The organism is uncultured Winogradskyella sp. (assembly GCF_947501905.1).
Classification (GTDB): domain Bacteria; phylum Bacteroidota; class Bacteroidia; order Flavobacteriales; family Flavobacteriaceae; genus Winogradskyella.
Map to the genome: position 1 here is coordinate 189,132 of NZ_CANMXL010000004.1, position 14,177 is coordinate 203,308.

Sequence of the window (14,177 nt, forward strand, 5' to 3'; positions counted from 1 at the left end):
ACTCTTATTTAATTCGAAGGCAAATTTAAGTGAATTCAATTATAGCACCTAATGCATTAAGAGGCTTTTATTATTTGTTAATTTTATATTTGTAATATGAACGTATCAATTGATTCCAGTTGGAAAATATATCTTTCCCCAGAATTTGAGAAGCCTTATTTTTCTGAACTTGTAGACTTTGTGAAAAAAGAATATGCTACGAATACTTGCTACCCAAAAGGGTCAGAGATTTTTAATGCATTTAATCATTGTAATTTTGATGATTTAAAAGTGGTTATCATTGGTCAAGATCCATATCATGGCCCAAATCAAGCCAATGGTTTATGTTTTTCTGTTAATGATGGTGTTGCTCATCCACCGTCTTTAATTAATATTTTTAAAGAACTAGAAGCAGATATTAATATGGTTTATCCAAAAAAAGGGAACTTGATAACTTGGGCAGACCAAGGCATACTGCTATTGAATGCAACTTTAACGGTAAGAGCTCACGAAGCTGGAAGTCACCAGAAAAAGGGGTGGGAAATATTTACAGATGCAGTTATTAGAATTATTAGTGAACAAAAAGAAAATGTAGTGTTTTTACTTTGGGGAGGATTTGCTAAAAATAAAGCGAAATTAATAAACCAAAAGAGACATCACATTTTAACATCTGGACATCCTTCACCATTAAGTGCTAATCGAGGTTATTGGTTTGGTAATAAGCATTTTAGTAAAACAAATAGCATGCTTAAATCGCTAGATAAACAGGAAATAGACTGGAGGGTTAATTAACAGTAAAAACATACTTACCTTGTTCATCAGAATTAACAATTCTTGAAGTAATATTAACATATCCTCTTTCGTAAACACCTAGATTGACGGTTGTTTCCCCATTCGAATTATTAAACAAAAATTGAGGCCCTGCCAAATAATAGACACCTGACTCTAATAACTGAATGTTAAACTTACTACGGAACGAGTTTCCATTATAGAAGCTAATCACTTCAATTAATTGATTGTTTAATCTCACTTCACCTTCAGTAGTGTTAATACTGTTTTCATTTAATGGGATTTCTACAACAGATTCAAAAGCTGTTTCTTTATAAAGAACTAGCTGATGAAATGCTCTTGATTCATCAATTTCAGCATATGTAAAATCACTTAAATTTATATCAACATCTTCTATCGTAGTCTGATTATCTTGTATAATAGTTTCAATAAATATAGAATCTCCAATATTAAATGAAGTTTGATTGCTATCTACAGAAATAAGATTATTATTCTCTACACGAAGCGTTTGGTTGGTAATATCTTCTTCAGGGCAACAAAGTGATGCGCAAAGAGAAAATCCAACCATGAGTGTAAAAGAAAAAGCTTTCATTAATTTCGTTTTATGATAGATGATATAAAAACGAAATGGTTGCGTATCTTATTAAACTTTATATGTTAAATCCTCGTATGTCCATTTTTCTGGGATAATATTGAGATTAAACAATTCATCTTGAACTTTATTTAAGGTCTTTTTATCAATCAATTCTTGAGACCATTCAGTTAGGGATAACCATTCTTGAACGTCTTCTAGTTCTTGTTTATAACGGTTTGCAATAGTTCTATCTATACTTGGAATATTTTTAAATTCTGAAGTTGTACTGTTTATTATTTCTAAAATTGTTTTTACATCTTCTAAATTCTCTTTTAAAAATTCTTCTCTAACAGCTATAACAAAGCATGGCCATGGTGAAGGACAATTACCAATGCGCCTAAATATACCATCATCTACTAATGGCTTGGTGGTAAATTTTTCCCACATAAAATAGTCAGCATCACCGTTTGTTAAACCTTTTACTGCGCCATCTAAATTTTTAATAACTGAAAAATCCAAATCTTCATCTAGATTCCAATTATTATTTTTCGCGTTAACATACGCCATTAAATGAGATCCCGACCCATAACGACTAATTGCCGCTCGTGTTCCTTTTATATCATCAATTGTATTGAATTTTGAATCTTCAGCAACATGAATACCCCAAATTAGAGGTGATTTCGTATAGGTTTGTATAATTTTTGAAGGATTACCAGCAATAATATCTTTAACGATACCTTCGGTGAGTATTACAGCTAAGTCAATATCACCTTCACGTAAGCCTTTGCACATTTGTCCGGTACCACCATGGTAATCGTGCCATCTAAGATTGATATCTTCAGCTTTGTATTCACCATTTTTAAGGGTCAAATACCAGGCTAAATTAAAATGTTCAGGAACGCCTCCTATATTTATTTTCTTCATATTTGCGTTTAGAAAAGCTTAAATTTATATGTTTACGATACGCTCTAAAGCATACATAATCAGATGTTCTACTGTTTGTTTAGGGTTTTGGCTAAAAGTACCATTTGCTCTGTTGGCAATAATGGCATTTAATGACAACGCTTCATGTCCTAGAAGCTTAGACAAGCCATAAATAACCGAAGTTTCCATTTCGAAATTAGTGATTCTAAAATCTTTATAACTGAAATTATCTAGTTTGGAATTAAGATTTGCATCTTGTAATGGTAATCTTAACACTCGGCCTTGAGGTCCATAAAATCCTCCAGCAGTACCAGTCATACCCTTTAAAACGATATCACTTTCAAAGTATTTCTGTAAGTAAGCACTATTGTTTATAATAATTGGTCTTGCTTTGTTTTTATCCCAACCAGTGTGCTCTATAAATTTATCTTCAATTTCAGGGTTATTAATACCATCAATTTGATAGAAGTGCAACATGCCATTAACATCTAGACCATGTGTACTTATTAAAAAAGAATCTACAGGGATGTCGGCTTGTAATGAACCAGATGTACCAATTCTTATAATGTTTAAGCTAGTTAAATTCTGTTTTGGCTTGCGAGTTTCCAAGTCGATATTAACTAATGCATCAAGTTCGTTGAGAACAATGTCTATGTTGTCTGGTCCTATACCAGTAGATATTACAGTTATCCTTCGGTCTTTATAATAACCGGTTTGTGTTTTAAATTCTCTTTTTTGAGTAGTAAATTCAATGCTTTCAAAATGGGTTGTTATTTTTTCTACACGATCTTGGTCTCCTACAAAAATTATGGTGTCAGAAATGTGTTCTGGTCTTAAATTCAAATGATAAACACTACCATCAGGATTTAGTATAAGTTCTGAGTCTTTAATTGACATGCGAGACAGTTTTTATGAGTTTATTTTCGGTAGTGCTGAATTGATAATCTAATCTTGAAATACCACCATATATGATATTATTATTAATTTCTGTAGCTAGATTATGTTCTCCTAACAAGGCTTCATGTCCTTTTCTGGTGAGTATCAATTTTTTATCTGTAGCTTTAAAAAAGTCAGTTAACTTATTTACCATTCTTTGAAATTGAATATCTCCAAAACCATAATAACCTTGGTAGTTAAGACAATATCCTAACAAATGGTGTTCCGATTTTATATCCTTTTCTTTGATAAGCTTAAGTATGTTCTCTTCTATAGCACAAAGACCCGTTTTTTGATTTGGAAATCGCTCTAAATGTGCTTTTAAGCAATTGGTCAAATACTTAAAATTTGAATTTTTAGTAATGTATGGTTTAAATATATTATGGTCTTTTCCACAGTAAGTACGCCATAAAGTAATTGCTAAATCTATATCGTCTTGAGTTAGCAAAACGCGATTTTGATAATGCTCCTCTAGTTCTTCTGAGCTTAACTCTGGTAATCCTTTTAAATCTTTTTCGCCTTCAACACGACCACTGCAAATAAGGTATAGTGGTTTGTTGATTTCCTTTTGATGCAATAAGCTGATAACCGCAATTAGATTAATATGACAGAATAAATCGTACTCAAACCAGAGGTTAATTTCTTTATATGCTTCAACATTATCAAGAATCGCTATTGATTCACTCAAATTATAATCTATAGGATTAACATCATAATATTCAGCTAAGAATGACTTTCTGGTATTATAAAACGCTTCTGAATCAATTAATGGTACAGTAGGACCTTCGCTAAGCATTTCTCGCCAAGTCAATATATCCTCTTTAAAATCTAATTCTCTTAGGTAGTTGGTCAAGCTATCACCGTTTGTAATATGCAAAGCTGTTTTAGTCATAATTATTAGCCACCAACACGTTTTACATTAAAGCCTTTGTCTTTAAGAATGCTCATTATTTTATCCCGATAATCACCTTGGATAATAATTTTATCATCTTTAAAACTACCACCAACACTAAGTTTTTGCTTCAATTCTTTAGCCAGCATTTTGAAATCTTTAATAGCACCAGTATAGCCTTCTAAGATTGTAATTGGCTTGCCTTTACGCTTTTCGTATTTGCATATAATTGGGTCGTCTTGCAGCCAAATATCTGACTTTTCTTCAGCTTCATTTTCTGAAACTTCTGGAATATGGTCAGGAAAGAGGTTTTTTAATTGATCTTGTAAATCCATTATCTGTGCTTACTTTTTCAGACCCAATTCTATCAAACGTTCATTTAAGAATTCTCCTGCGGTGATATCTTCAAACTGCTTTGGATTATTTTCGTCTACGCAACTATCTAAAACATCTAATTTCATTTCGCTAATTGGATGCATAAAGAAAGGAATAGAGTAGCGAGATGTTCCCCATAATTCTCTCGGTGGATTCACCACACGATGTATTGTAGATTTTAATTTGTTATTGGTATGTCTAGACAACATATCTCCAACATTAATCATTAATTCGTCTGGCTCAGCAATAGCATCAATCCAATCTCCTTTATGGTTTTGCACTTGTAAACCACGACCTTGAGCGCCCATTAATAAAGTGATAAGGTTAATATCGCCATGTGCAGCAGCTCTAACAGCATTTTTTGGTTCATCAATAATCGGTGGGTAATGTATTGGTCTTAAAATAGAATTACCGTTATGTATATAATTGTCAAAATAATTTTCTTCAAGTCCAACAAAAAGGGCTAATGCACGCAATACGTATTTTGCTGTTTCTTCAAGTTTTGCATAAGTTTTTTTACCAACAGCATTAAAATTTGGTAATTCTTTTACTTCAACATTTTCAGGGTATTCTTTACGACGTTCTTCATCATCTTCAACATACTGTCCAAAATGCCAAAACTCTTTTAAATCGCCTTCTTTTTTGCCTTTTGCACTTTCCTTTCCAAAAGAGATATAACCTCGTTGACCACCAATGCCTTCTATTTCGTATTCACGTTTCTTTTCAACAGGTAAATCAAAAAAGTTTTTAACTTCAGTATAAAGACTATCAACTAATTCATCATCTAAAAAATGACCTTTCAATGCTACAAAGCCAATGTCTTCATAGGCTTTTCCAATTTCATTTATGAATTTTTGCTTTCTGTTTGGGTCACCGGATAAAAAATCTTTAAGGTCTACACTAGGTATTCTGTCCATGATATGCAGTTTTATTAATTACATGTAATACAAATCTAGTGAAAACCCAATAAAAACAGGAGATTTATACCAATAAAATTGATGAACTATTAGTTATAATTTCTATCTATTTTAGTTACATTTGATTGACGATTAAAAATGTTACATACATGTCTAACCCAACATTGAAACCTATAAATTATAACAGAGCTTCTCTAAGTGACGAGAAGCTAATACAGTTATATTATAACATGCTAAGACCTCGGTTAATAGAAGAGAAGATGCTTATTCTACTGAGACAGGGCAAGATATCTAAATGGTTTTCTGGTATTGGTCAAGAGGCGATTTCTGTTGGTGTTACTATGGCATTGGATAAAGAAGAATATATTTTGCCAATGCATCGTAATCTAGGCGTTTTTACGACTAGAGAGATTCCGTTATTTCGATTGTTCTGCCAGTGGCAAGGAAAAGCAAGTGGATTTACAAAAGGACGTGACCGCTCTTTTCATTTTGGAACACAAGAATTCAATATTGTTGGAATGATATCGCATTTGGGACCGCAGCTTGGTGTTGCAGATGGTATTGCTTTGGCTAACCTATTGAAGAAAAATAATAAGGCAACTGCTGTTTTCACAGGAGAAGGTGGAACTAGCGAAGGCGATTTTCATGAAGCGTTGAATGTGGCTTCTGTTTGGCAATTACCAGTACTATTCTGTATTGAAAATAATGGTTATGGGTTATCCACACCAACTGCTGAGCAATATAATTGTGAGCATTTGGCTGATAGAGGCAAGGGTTATGGTATGGAATCTCACATTATTGATGGTAATAATATTACAGAAGTCTATACAAAAGTTTCTGAATTGGCTGAAGACATTCGTCAAAATCCACGTCCAGTGCTACTAGAATTTAAAACTTTTAGAATGCGTGGTCATGAAGAGGCAAGCGGTACTAAGTATGTACCGCAAGAATTAATGGACCATTGGGCTGCAAAAGACCCTTTAGAAAATTACCAAGAGTACTTAAGAACTCAAGGGATTTTAACCGAAGAAAAAGAGGTTGAATTTAAGGAAGCTATCATTCATGAAATTAATGAGGCTTTAGACAAAGCTTATGCAGAAGAAAAAATAGTGCCAGACATAAGTATTGAATTAAATGATGTGTATAAATTATTTGTATATCAAGAAGTTAATAAAAATAAAGAAATAAAAGAACTACGTTTGATAGATGCTATTTCTGAAGGCTTAAAACAGTCTATGAAGCGTCATAATGACCTAGTCATTATGGGTCAAGATATCGCTGAATATGGTGGTGTTTTTAAAATTACTGATGGTTTTGTTGAACAGTTTGGTAAAGAAAGAGTGCGCAATACACCGATTTGTGAATCTGCCATTGTTGAAGCTGGAATGGGATTATCTATTGCGGGAATGAAAGCTGTTGTAGAAATGCAATTTGCTGACTTTGTGAGTTCTGGTTTTAATCCAATAGTAAATTATTTAGCAAAATCCCATTACCGTTGGAATCAGCAAGCTGATGTAGTAATACGTATGCCTTGTGGTGCTGGTGTTGCTGCCGGGCCATTCCACTCGCAAACCAATGAAGCTTGGTTTACTAAAACACCAGGTTTAAAAGTGGTATATCCTGCTTTTCCTGCGGATGCTAAAGGTTTATTAGCTACGGCAATTAATGACCCAAATCCTGTGTTGTTTTTTGAACATAAGGCTTTATATAGAAGTATTCGTCAAGACGTACCTACAGATTATTACACATTGCCTTTAGGAAAAGCGTCTCTGCTTAAAGAAGGAAATGGTATTACCATAATAACTTATGGTGCAGGCGTGCATTGGGCTTTAGAGATTATAGAAAACAATGCTGATATCTCTGCGGACTTAATTGATTTGCGCTCATTACAGCCTTTAGATAAAGAGGCTATTATTAATTCTGTAAAGAAAACCAATAAAGCCATTATATTACAAGAAGATTCTATGTTTGGAGGTATAGCTAGTGATTTGTCAGCTATGCTGATGGAAGAGTGTTTTGAATATCTAGATGCACCAGTAAAGCGTGTGGCGAGTTTAGAAACACCAATACCTTTTGATAGCCAATTAGAGCAGCAGTATTTAGCAAAAGGTAGATTTGAAGATGAACTGAAGAAGTTGTTGGAGTATTGAATCAAAATTGAATATGAAAAATAAGTACAATAAAATTAATATTGTGTTTAATAAAAAAGAAATAAAATTTCCAAATGGTTATTTCTTCAAGCAAAGCCAAGTCAATACTTCAAAAAAAATATTATCAACTGAAATTTCTGAAGTAAACTTAAATACTTTTCCGCCTTCATTAGTTTATAAAGATATAGAAGTGATTTTTGTAAAAAATGATTGCAAAAATTCTTTAAAAGATTTTGCTAAAAAAAATAATATACCAATAATAGATAGGCTTGATATATGGGAACATATGTGTCGACCATATCTTGATACAGAATTTGAAGAACAGGAGAAAGTAGAGTCTTTAAAATTACTTGAAGCGAATGGTGTTTCGAGAAAAGATGTAACTCAAATCCGAAAGAAGATTAATTTTACGATGTTCTTAAACTTTATAGTATGGGAATGGTGTTATTTGGGATTGTATGATTATTTAAGTTGGACATTTTTAAATAAAAAAAAGTATTGGTGGGCTATGGAGGTAGCTTTAAGAAATTACTTCAAACTCTCAGCCACAGCCTGACACTCATCTAAAACCCTAAGCAAATTACCAGACCATAATTGTTCTATTTGTTCTTCTGAATACCCACGACGTACTAATTCTAAAGTCACATTAAAGGTTTCTGAGGCATCATTCCAGCCTTCAATACCACCACCGCCATCAAAATCACTACTAATACCAACATGGTCAATGCCCATTTTACCAACTAAATAATCGATATGGTCTACAAAGTCAGAGACATTAACTTCTGGTGGAAAATCAGCCATAGCATCAATTTTAGCTTTAGCCAAATCATTAATTTTTGATAAATAACCACTTTCTCTAATAGAATCCTGTAGTGTCTTATCTAAAGCTCTAAACTCACGACGACCATAATAAGTGACACCTAATGAGTCTGCTATTTGGGTTTTAATTTCTGTAGATTTCTTATTTCTAGCTTCTGATTTTTCTGTACTTAAATAACTTCTAAAAGCCACAGTTTGTACAACACCACCATTATCTTTTAGCCATTGTAGTTGCTCATCATCAAGGTTACGACTATGATCACATAAGGCTCTAGCTGAAGAGTGTGAGGCAATGATTGGTGCTTCTGTGAGTTCTATCATTTGACGCATAGCTTCTTTTGATGGATGTGAAACGTCTATCATCATACCGACTTTATTCATTTCTTTAAGCACCATTTTCCCGAAATCACTTAACCCATTATGCAACCAATTATTATCAGCTTCACCAGTATTACTATCACACAACTGGCTGTGCCCATTGTGTGATAAGGACATGTATCGTGCTCCTAAATCGTAAAATTTCTGGACATTTTCAATATCTAATCCAACAGGGTAACCATTTTCAATACCAATCATGGCCACTTTTTTGCCAGATGCATTGATACGTCTGACATCATCAGATGTTCTAGCCAATTCAATTTGATTTGGTGCATAATCTCTAACTAAACGATGAATAGCGTTAAACTTTGACATGGCATTGGTATGTGCTTTTTCAAAACCTTCTCTAGATAATGAATCTTGTCCTGTATATACGATAAACCATGGCACATCTAAACCACCTTCTAGCATTTTTGGCAAGTTTACCTGGTTATCCAATCGTTGCGTATAATTAATCGAATCTGTGAAATTTGCCACATTAATATCGCAATGTGTATCTAAGGTGATAACGCGGTCGTGAATGTCTTTGGCATAAGCGATTAATTCTTCTTCAGTTTTCGGTTCAGATTTACAACTTGATATTAGAATGGTTAGAACAAGAAAGGGTAGTGTAGCTTTTAATTTCATAATCGAAGTTTCAATTTTGCATAAAAATAATGTAGTAAAGCGTTAAAAACAAAAAACCAGCATTACAACTAATACTGGTTTATTCAAATTCGATTCTGATTAGATTCATAGTCTAATGTTTTCTAGGTCGTCATCTAAACTGTTAGATGTGTTGACGATTTTTGATAAGGCTTTCATAATTGATTGATTTTAAAAGATTATCTAAAACGCCTTTTACTGTTCCAAGTAAAACTTTTAGCTTCTGAATTCCTGCTCGTTAACTGATTGTTGTTTAATGTTCTCATGATTGTTCGATTTTTAATTGATTACACTATAAAGACGACCAATAAAAATTTATGTTACAACTAAAACACTGATTTAACAGACATTAACGTTACATTAACCTTAGTCACGTTTAACGTTAACTTCAGATAGTATAAAAGGATAAGCCTCTTTTACTGCCTTTAATTCTTCTTTTGATAACTCATCAGGAATCTTATCATATGTCTTTTTCGCATATGCTGCGCGTAAATCATAATAGGCATCACTTATTTCATCTTGAACAGCTATATACATACCATAATTGGTCAATGCATCGTGTTTTAATGATATTATAGCTTCTGAAGGTTTATCTGATGAGTTAGGCAATTGCTCACCATTACAATAATCACAAACCTTCTCTCCATTGTTATCTATAAATGCAATAACTAAATCTTTTAATTCTTCTAGCTCTATAATTTCATCTTCAGCCATAATTTCATTATTCATATTTATATAAATCTTAAAGATGTTTTTATCATTTATTATTATATCACAATCGGGCGTTAAACATTTTGGAGGTAGTTTTCTTAAAATTCCTTTATCTGCAGAAATAGTAGTGGTGACTAAGAAAAAGATGAGTAGTAAAAAAGCAATATCTGCCATTGAACCAGCATTAACGGATGGGGCATTTCTTCTTGAGTTTCTCATAATAGTTGACGTTTTTAGGATTAATGTTAAAGAAATCACAAAAACAATACCACTTTTAAAATGTTGTTAACAAGAGCCTTTGAAACCGTTATTATGTGCTATTTTTGCAAAATTGGTCCGTTAAACAATTAATTGGCCTCAGCTATTAATACACATTTTAAGCATCATATGTCTGTAGACACCCAAATACAAGTAGAAAAAGAGAGTAAAAAGCGACTCTACGATTATCAAATATCTGACCTCAATCGAATTTTTGATGTCATGGATGAATCTCCTGATGATTATAATTTGCTCTACCAGTTACCAACTGGCGGCGGAAAAACAGTTATTTTTTCAGAGATTGTTAGACGTTATATTAAAGACAGAAACAAAAAGGTAGTTATACTTACACACCGTATTGAGTTGTGTAAGCAAACCTCGAGTGTACTTTCTGGGTTTGATGTAAAAAATAAGATTATAAACAGTAAAGTAAAGGATTTACCTGACCAGGATGAGTATCAATGTTTTGTTGCAATGGTTGAGACTCTGAATAATCGTTTATCTGAAAATGATTTTGAACTCAAAGATATTGGGCTTGTAATTATTGATGAAGCACATTATAACTCATTTAGGAAGTTATTTAAATTCTTTGATAATTGTTTTATTCTTGGGGTTACAGCTACGCCTTTAAGTAGTAATATTAAGTTACCAATGAAGGATAATTATAACAATCTAATTGTTGGTGATGATATTTCTACATTGATTAAAAACGGGTTTTTGGCTAAAGCCGAAATGTTAAGTTACGATGTTGGATTAACATCTTTAAAAGTTGGTATTAATGGTGATTATACGGTAAAATCGTCTGAAGCATTATATACCAATAGCTTTATGCAAACAAAGCTTCTAACTGCATTTGATGACACTTCCAAAGGTAAAAAGACATTAATCTTTAATAATGGTATCCATACATCTAAAGAAGTCTACCATACATTTAGAAGAGCTGGTTATAATGTAAGGCATCTTGATAATACTGCGAATAAAGAAGAGCGAAGAGAAACACTTGAATGGTTTAAGGATACACCTGATGCTATATTAACTTCGGTAAGTATATTGACGACTGGTTTTGATGAGCCATCGGTAGAGTCTATAATCTTAAATCGTGCTACAAGATCATTGACTTTATATTTTCAAATGATTGGTCGTGGCTCACGTATCTATGGTGATAGAAAATCGTTTCAGGTTGTAGATTTGGGTAATAATATTGCTCGTTTTGGACCTTGGGATCAGCCTGTAGATTGGCAGCATATTTTCAAATATCCAGATTTTTATTTGGAGAATATTGTTGATGACGATACGCTAGAACGTGATTTTGTTTATGAAATGCCAGATACACTTCGTAAAAAGTTTAAAAAGTCCGAATCTTTGGATTTTAATGTGAAGGCTGAGTATAAGCAAGTTCTTAATTCAGGAAAAAAATCATTTACAGTAATTGAGCGCTCGATAGAGCAACATTCAAAAATATGCATCGAAAATTGCGAAGATGTTTTTGAAGCCCGAGAGTTGATAAAAGAATTGCAAGACGAAATAGCTTATAGAATTAAGCAATATTGCTATTGTATTATGAACAGTACTCAAAACTACAAAGACTGGCTTTTTGAAGAGTATAACAGGCGTTTAAGACTAAGTTTCAACGGAAAGTTTTAACTTTTTTTTGAAAGGTTTTTGTTTTTTATGCGTTTAATTTGAAATAGGTATAGTTTTTGTTGCTTATGCCTTAATAAATTAAATCAAATATGTACAATCGTTTTTTAATCATTCTCTGCTTTATAGCCTTTGGCTTTACGCTGAATGCTCAAGTGACTGATAAAGAGAAAAAGACGATTAGAATCCCAGCTGTAGAATCTAAGAAAGAAAAAGATTCGACACCGATACGTATTAAAGTTGCTCCAAAGAAAAATCCAAAAGCAGACAAAGACAAATCTAGTAATAAGAGTAATACTATTTCTAGAAAAAAGGCAACTGAAGTCGAACGTCCTTTTTCCTTAATTTATGATGATGGTTTAAGAAACCCTGGTGAAATTTTCGAAGAACGCTGGAAAAAAGAAGCCCAAGCTTTAGGCATAAGAAAATTTATGAGTGATCAATTCTTAGGTCAATATAATATAGATACTGAGTTTGTAAATATAGTTTGTCGTGATCACGAGTATCCTGATGGTGACCGAGTAAGCGTCTCTTTAAATGGAGAAATAGTATACAGAAATGTGACGCTAACTTCTCAATACAGACGCTTAAAAATCAACCTTATTGAAGGTATTAATATGATTGATATCACAGCTCTTAATCAAGGGGATTCTGGACCAAATACAGCAGAATTTGTTGTTTATGATGATAAAGGGAATGTCGTATCATCAAAGGAGTGGAATTTACTTACTGGTGTAAAAGCCAAAATCACGTTTATTAATGAGAAACCAAAGATTACGGCTAAGAATGAAGGCAACTAATACTTTCATATGCTCCAGGTTTCATATTACCTAGTTTATAATCTCCAATTCTAACGCGAACCAATCTCAATGTTGGTAAACCTACTTTAGAAGTCATTTTCCTAACTTGTCTAAACTTACCTTCAGTAATAGTAATGCTCAACCAAGATGTAGCACCATGGCGCTCATCACGTACAAAGCGTTCTGTAATATGCGATGTGTCTTTTAAAATTTCTGCTTTGCAGGGTTTAGTCATATATGGTTTACTGTTAACAGAGATTTCAACACCTTTTTTTAATTGATTAACTATATTGTTAGTAATAATACCATCAACCATAACATGATATTCTTTTTCAATATTAGCACTTCTAATATACTCGCTAAATTTCCCATCAGTTGTTAAAAGAAGTAAACCCTCTGATTTTTCATCTAAACGACCAATTGCCATTGTTTTTTGAGAAAAATCGAACAAGTCACTTAATAACTTTTTATTGCGACGCTTATTCTGGTTGTTTACAAACTGACTTAAATATCCATAAGGTTTATATATTTTATAATGTGTATGTACTACCAAAATGTGATGAAGCATTTTTGCAAGTTATTATTACTGTTTTTAAGCCATACCATAGGTGAGCGTTCTTTATTCATGCAATCTTTAATTATTCTCTTAGCCTCAATAAAATCTATCCAATCTACTTCATAATATGGCTCCACTAACCAGTTCAGTTTATTTGGAATATAAAAATTAAAACTTTTAAATAGTTCAATCTTATTGAAAGAGAGATAAAATCCTGAAATGCAGTCGTAATTTAGAGGTGATATATCTTTAATATGGCTTTCAAAGGGTAAGAATAACTGGGCTTTATAAGAAACTTGCTGACTAATGTCTTCTGTTTGAATATTAAATGTCTCCAATGCGTCTCTACAGTGGTTGGAGTAGAGAAGTGGTAGTTGCTTATCTCTTAGCTTTTGAAGCTTATAAACTAGTCTGTCTTTTTGGTTTGGACCAATCCATTTCGATAATTCATCTCCATTCACATTTGGGTCATAGAGGTAGAATTTATAAATCACTTCAAGATGAATACATTTGGATTTGTCTTTTAGTATAAAGTCCAATTCACCAATAGTAATTTTATCATTTTTAATCTGAATATTTTCAGCTTTAACATCTGTATTTTCTGAATTTTTTAGCTGATGACTTATAAATTCTTCAACACGTTTGCCCAGTCTAATCTCTTTAAATCTAGAATGATTTTCAATAGAAAATAACTTAGTTTCAAATTGAAATTGTTCAAGTTCAAAAACATCTGAATTACTCCAAAGATTATGAGTTTTTAAAAACCCTTTATACTGAAATTCGATGTTGTTTTTCATTCGGATTTAAAAATACAAAGAAGCATTAATAATTGA

At 32.5% G+C, this 14,177-nt stretch carries 15 protein-coding genes; 5 read left to right on the forward strand and 10 right to left on the reverse strand.

All coding sequences use genetic code 11. From position 1 onward, the window contains the following. Positions 1-96 precede the first annotated feature (96 nt). On the forward strand, positions 97-771 hold the full coding sequence (locus Q0770_RS10710; protein ID WP_299116776.1) for a uracil-DNA glycosylase: 675 nt from the start codon (positions 97-99) through the stop codon (positions 769-771). On the opposite strand, the gene Q0770_RS10715 is transcribed toward Q0770_RS10710, so the two are convergent. From Q0770_RS10715 to Q0770_RS10740, 6 genes are read right to left on the reverse strand one after another with little or no spacing between them, the layout of a single operon-like run. Further along, a complete protein-coding gene (locus Q0770_RS10715; RefSeq protein ID WP_299116778.1) occupies positions 764-1,360 on the reverse strand; it encodes a hypothetical protein in 597 nt (198 codons plus the stop codon). The two genes, Q0770_RS10710 and Q0770_RS10715, sit on opposite strands and share 8 nt — an antisense overlap. Positions 1,361-1,411: 51 nt before the next feature. Continuing rightward, positions 1,412-2,266 carry a substrate-binding domain-containing protein gene (locus Q0770_RS10720; RefSeq protein ID WP_299116780.1) on the reverse strand — a complete coding sequence of 285 codons (855 nt, stop codon included), beginning with the start codon at positions 2,264-2,266 and terminating at the stop codon, positions 1,412-1,414. A gap of 24 nt (positions 2,267-2,290) precedes the next feature. After that, positions 2,291-3,163 carry a nucleoside phosphorylase gene (locus Q0770_RS10725; protein ID WP_299116782.1) on the reverse strand — a complete coding sequence of 291 codons (873 nt, stop codon included), beginning with the start codon at positions 3,161-3,163 and terminating at the stop codon, positions 2,291-2,293. After that, positions 3,153-4,094: a DUF1835 domain-containing protein gene (locus Q0770_RS10730; protein WP_299116784.1), complete on the reverse strand. Its 942-nt coding sequence runs from the start codon at positions 4,092-4,094 to the stop codon at positions 3,153-3,155. The genes Q0770_RS10725 and Q0770_RS10730 overlap by 11 nt, the downstream gene beginning before the upstream one ends. Positions 4,095-4,099: 5 nt before the next feature. Continuing rightward, on the reverse strand, positions 4,100-4,429 hold the full coding sequence (locus Q0770_RS10735; RefSeq protein WP_299116786.1) for a translation initiation factor: 330 nt from the start codon (positions 4,427-4,429) through the stop codon (positions 4,100-4,102). Between the two features lie 9 nt (positions 4,430-4,438). Then, on the reverse strand, positions 4,439-5,386 hold the full coding sequence (locus Q0770_RS10740; protein WP_299116788.1) for an isopenicillin N synthase family oxygenase: 948 nt from the start codon (positions 5,384-5,386) through the stop codon (positions 4,439-4,441). Between the two features lie 149 nt (positions 5,387-5,535). Between Q0770_RS10740 and Q0770_RS10745 the strand changes: the two genes are divergently transcribed. Further along, positions 5,536-7,536: a dehydrogenase E1 component subunit alpha/beta gene (locus Q0770_RS10745; protein ID WP_299116790.1), complete on the forward strand. Its 2,001-nt coding sequence runs from the start codon at positions 5,536-5,538 to the stop codon at positions 7,534-7,536. Positions 7,537-7,549: 13 nt separating this feature from the next. Continuing rightward, entirely contained in the window at positions 7,550-8,092 is a 543-nt protein-coding gene (locus Q0770_RS10750; RefSeq protein WP_299116792.1) for a hypothetical protein, read from the forward strand. Here the strand turns inward: Q0770_RS10750 and Q0770_RS10755 are convergent. Beyond that, positions 8,065-9,360 carry a dipeptidase gene (locus Q0770_RS10755; RefSeq protein WP_299116794.1) on the reverse strand — a complete coding sequence of 432 codons (1,296 nt, stop codon included), beginning with the start codon at positions 9,358-9,360 and terminating at the stop codon, positions 8,065-8,067. The two genes, Q0770_RS10750 and Q0770_RS10755, sit on opposite strands and share 28 nt — an antisense overlap. Positions 9,361-9,744: 384 nt before the next feature. Continuing rightward, the gene (locus Q0770_RS10760) at positions 9,745-10,308 is read right to left on the reverse strand and encodes a biopolymer transporter ExbD (protein WP_299116796.1); all 564 of its coding nucleotides are present in this window, start codon (positions 10,306-10,308) and stop codon (positions 9,745-9,747) included. A gap of 168 nt (positions 10,309-10,476) precedes the next feature. On the opposite strand from Q0770_RS10760, the gene Q0770_RS10765 reads away from it, so the two are divergent. Continuing rightward, complete coding sequence (locus Q0770_RS10765; protein ID WP_299117464.1) at positions 10,477-11,991, forward strand: DEAD/DEAH box helicase; 1,515 nt, start codon at positions 10,477-10,479, stop codon at positions 11,989-11,991. Between the two features lie 89 nt (positions 11,992-12,080). Next, positions 12,081-12,788, forward strand: coding sequence for a hypothetical protein (locus Q0770_RS10770; RefSeq protein ID WP_299116798.1), 708 nt, complete (start codon positions 12,081-12,083; stop codon positions 12,786-12,788). On the opposite strand, the gene Q0770_RS10775 is transcribed toward Q0770_RS10770, so the two are convergent. Together Q0770_RS10775 and Q0770_RS10780 are read right to left on the reverse strand one after the other, a co-directional pair. Further along, positions 12,769-13,356 carry a pseudouridine synthase gene (locus tag Q0770_RS10775; RefSeq protein WP_299116800.1) on the reverse strand — a complete coding sequence of 196 codons (588 nt, stop codon included), beginning with the start codon at positions 13,354-13,356 and terminating at the stop codon, positions 12,769-12,771. The genes Q0770_RS10770 and Q0770_RS10775 overlap by 20 nt on opposite strands. After that, complete coding sequence (locus tag Q0770_RS10780; protein ID WP_299116802.1) at positions 13,335-14,141, reverse strand: DUF1853 family protein; 807 nt, start codon at positions 14,139-14,141, stop codon at positions 13,335-13,337. Before Q0770_RS10780 ends, Q0770_RS10775 begins: the two co-directional genes overlap by 22 nt. Between the last annotated feature and the right edge of the window lie 36 nt (positions 14,142-14,177).

What these genes read in the sequence shown, in the direction of transcription:
- Q0770_RS10770 (WP_299116798.1), top strand. Translation starts at nt 12,081, where the DNA reads ATGTACAATCGTTTTTTAATCATTCTCTGCTTTATAGCCTTTGGCTTT.
- Q0770_RS10760 (WP_299116796.1), bottom strand. Translation starts at nt 10,308, where the DNA reads ATGAGAAACTCAAGAAGAAATGCCCCATCCGTTAATGCTGGTTCAATG.
- Q0770_RS10755 (WP_299116794.1), bottom strand. Translation starts at nt 9,360, where the DNA reads ATGAAATTAAAAGCTACACTACCCTTTCTTGTTCTAACCATTCTAATA.
- Q0770_RS10720 (WP_299116780.1), bottom strand. Translation starts at nt 2,266, where the DNA reads ATGAAGAAAATAAATATAGGAGGCGTTCCTGAACATTTTAATTTAGCC.
- Q0770_RS10745 (WP_299116790.1), top strand. Translation starts at nt 5,536, where the DNA reads ATGTCTAACCCAACATTGAAACCTATAAATTATAACAGAGCTTCTCTA.
- Q0770_RS10740 (WP_299116788.1), bottom strand. Translation starts at nt 5,386, where the DNA reads ATGGACAGAATACCTAGTGTAGACCTTAAAGATTTTTTATCCGGTGAC.
- Q0770_RS10730 (WP_299116784.1), bottom strand. Translation starts at nt 4,094, where the DNA reads ATGACTAAAACAGCTTTGCATATTACAAACGGTGATAGCTTGACCAAC.
- Q0770_RS10765 (WP_299117464.1), top strand. Translation starts at nt 10,477, where the DNA reads ATGTCTGTAGACACCCAAATACAAGTAGAAAAAGAGAGTAAAAAGCGA.
- Q0770_RS10780 (WP_299116802.1), bottom strand. Translation starts at nt 14,141, where the DNA reads ATGAAAAACAACATCGAATTTCAGTATAAAGGGTTTTTAAAAACTCAT.
- Q0770_RS10710 (WP_299116776.1), top strand. Translation starts at nt 97, where the DNA reads ATGAACGTATCAATTGATTCCAGTTGGAAAATATATCTTTCCCCAGAA.
- Q0770_RS10725 (WP_299116782.1), bottom strand. Translation starts at nt 3,163, where the DNA reads ATGTCAATTAAAGACTCAGAACTTATACTAAATCCTGATGGTAGTGTT.
- Q0770_RS10750 (WP_299116792.1), top strand. Translation starts at nt 7,550, where the DNA reads ATGAAAAATAAGTACAATAAAATTAATATTGTGTTTAATAAAAAAGAA.
- Q0770_RS10775 (WP_299116800.1), bottom strand. Translation starts at nt 13,356, where the DNA reads ATGCTTCATCACATTTTGGTAGTACATACACATTATAAAATATATAAA.
- Q0770_RS10715 (WP_299116778.1), bottom strand. Translation starts at nt 1,360, where the DNA reads ATGAAAGCTTTTTCTTTTACACTCATGGTTGGATTTTCTCTTTGCGCA.
- Q0770_RS10735 (WP_299116786.1), bottom strand. Translation starts at nt 4,429, where the DNA reads ATGGATTTACAAGATCAATTAAAAAACCTCTTTCCTGACCATATTCCA.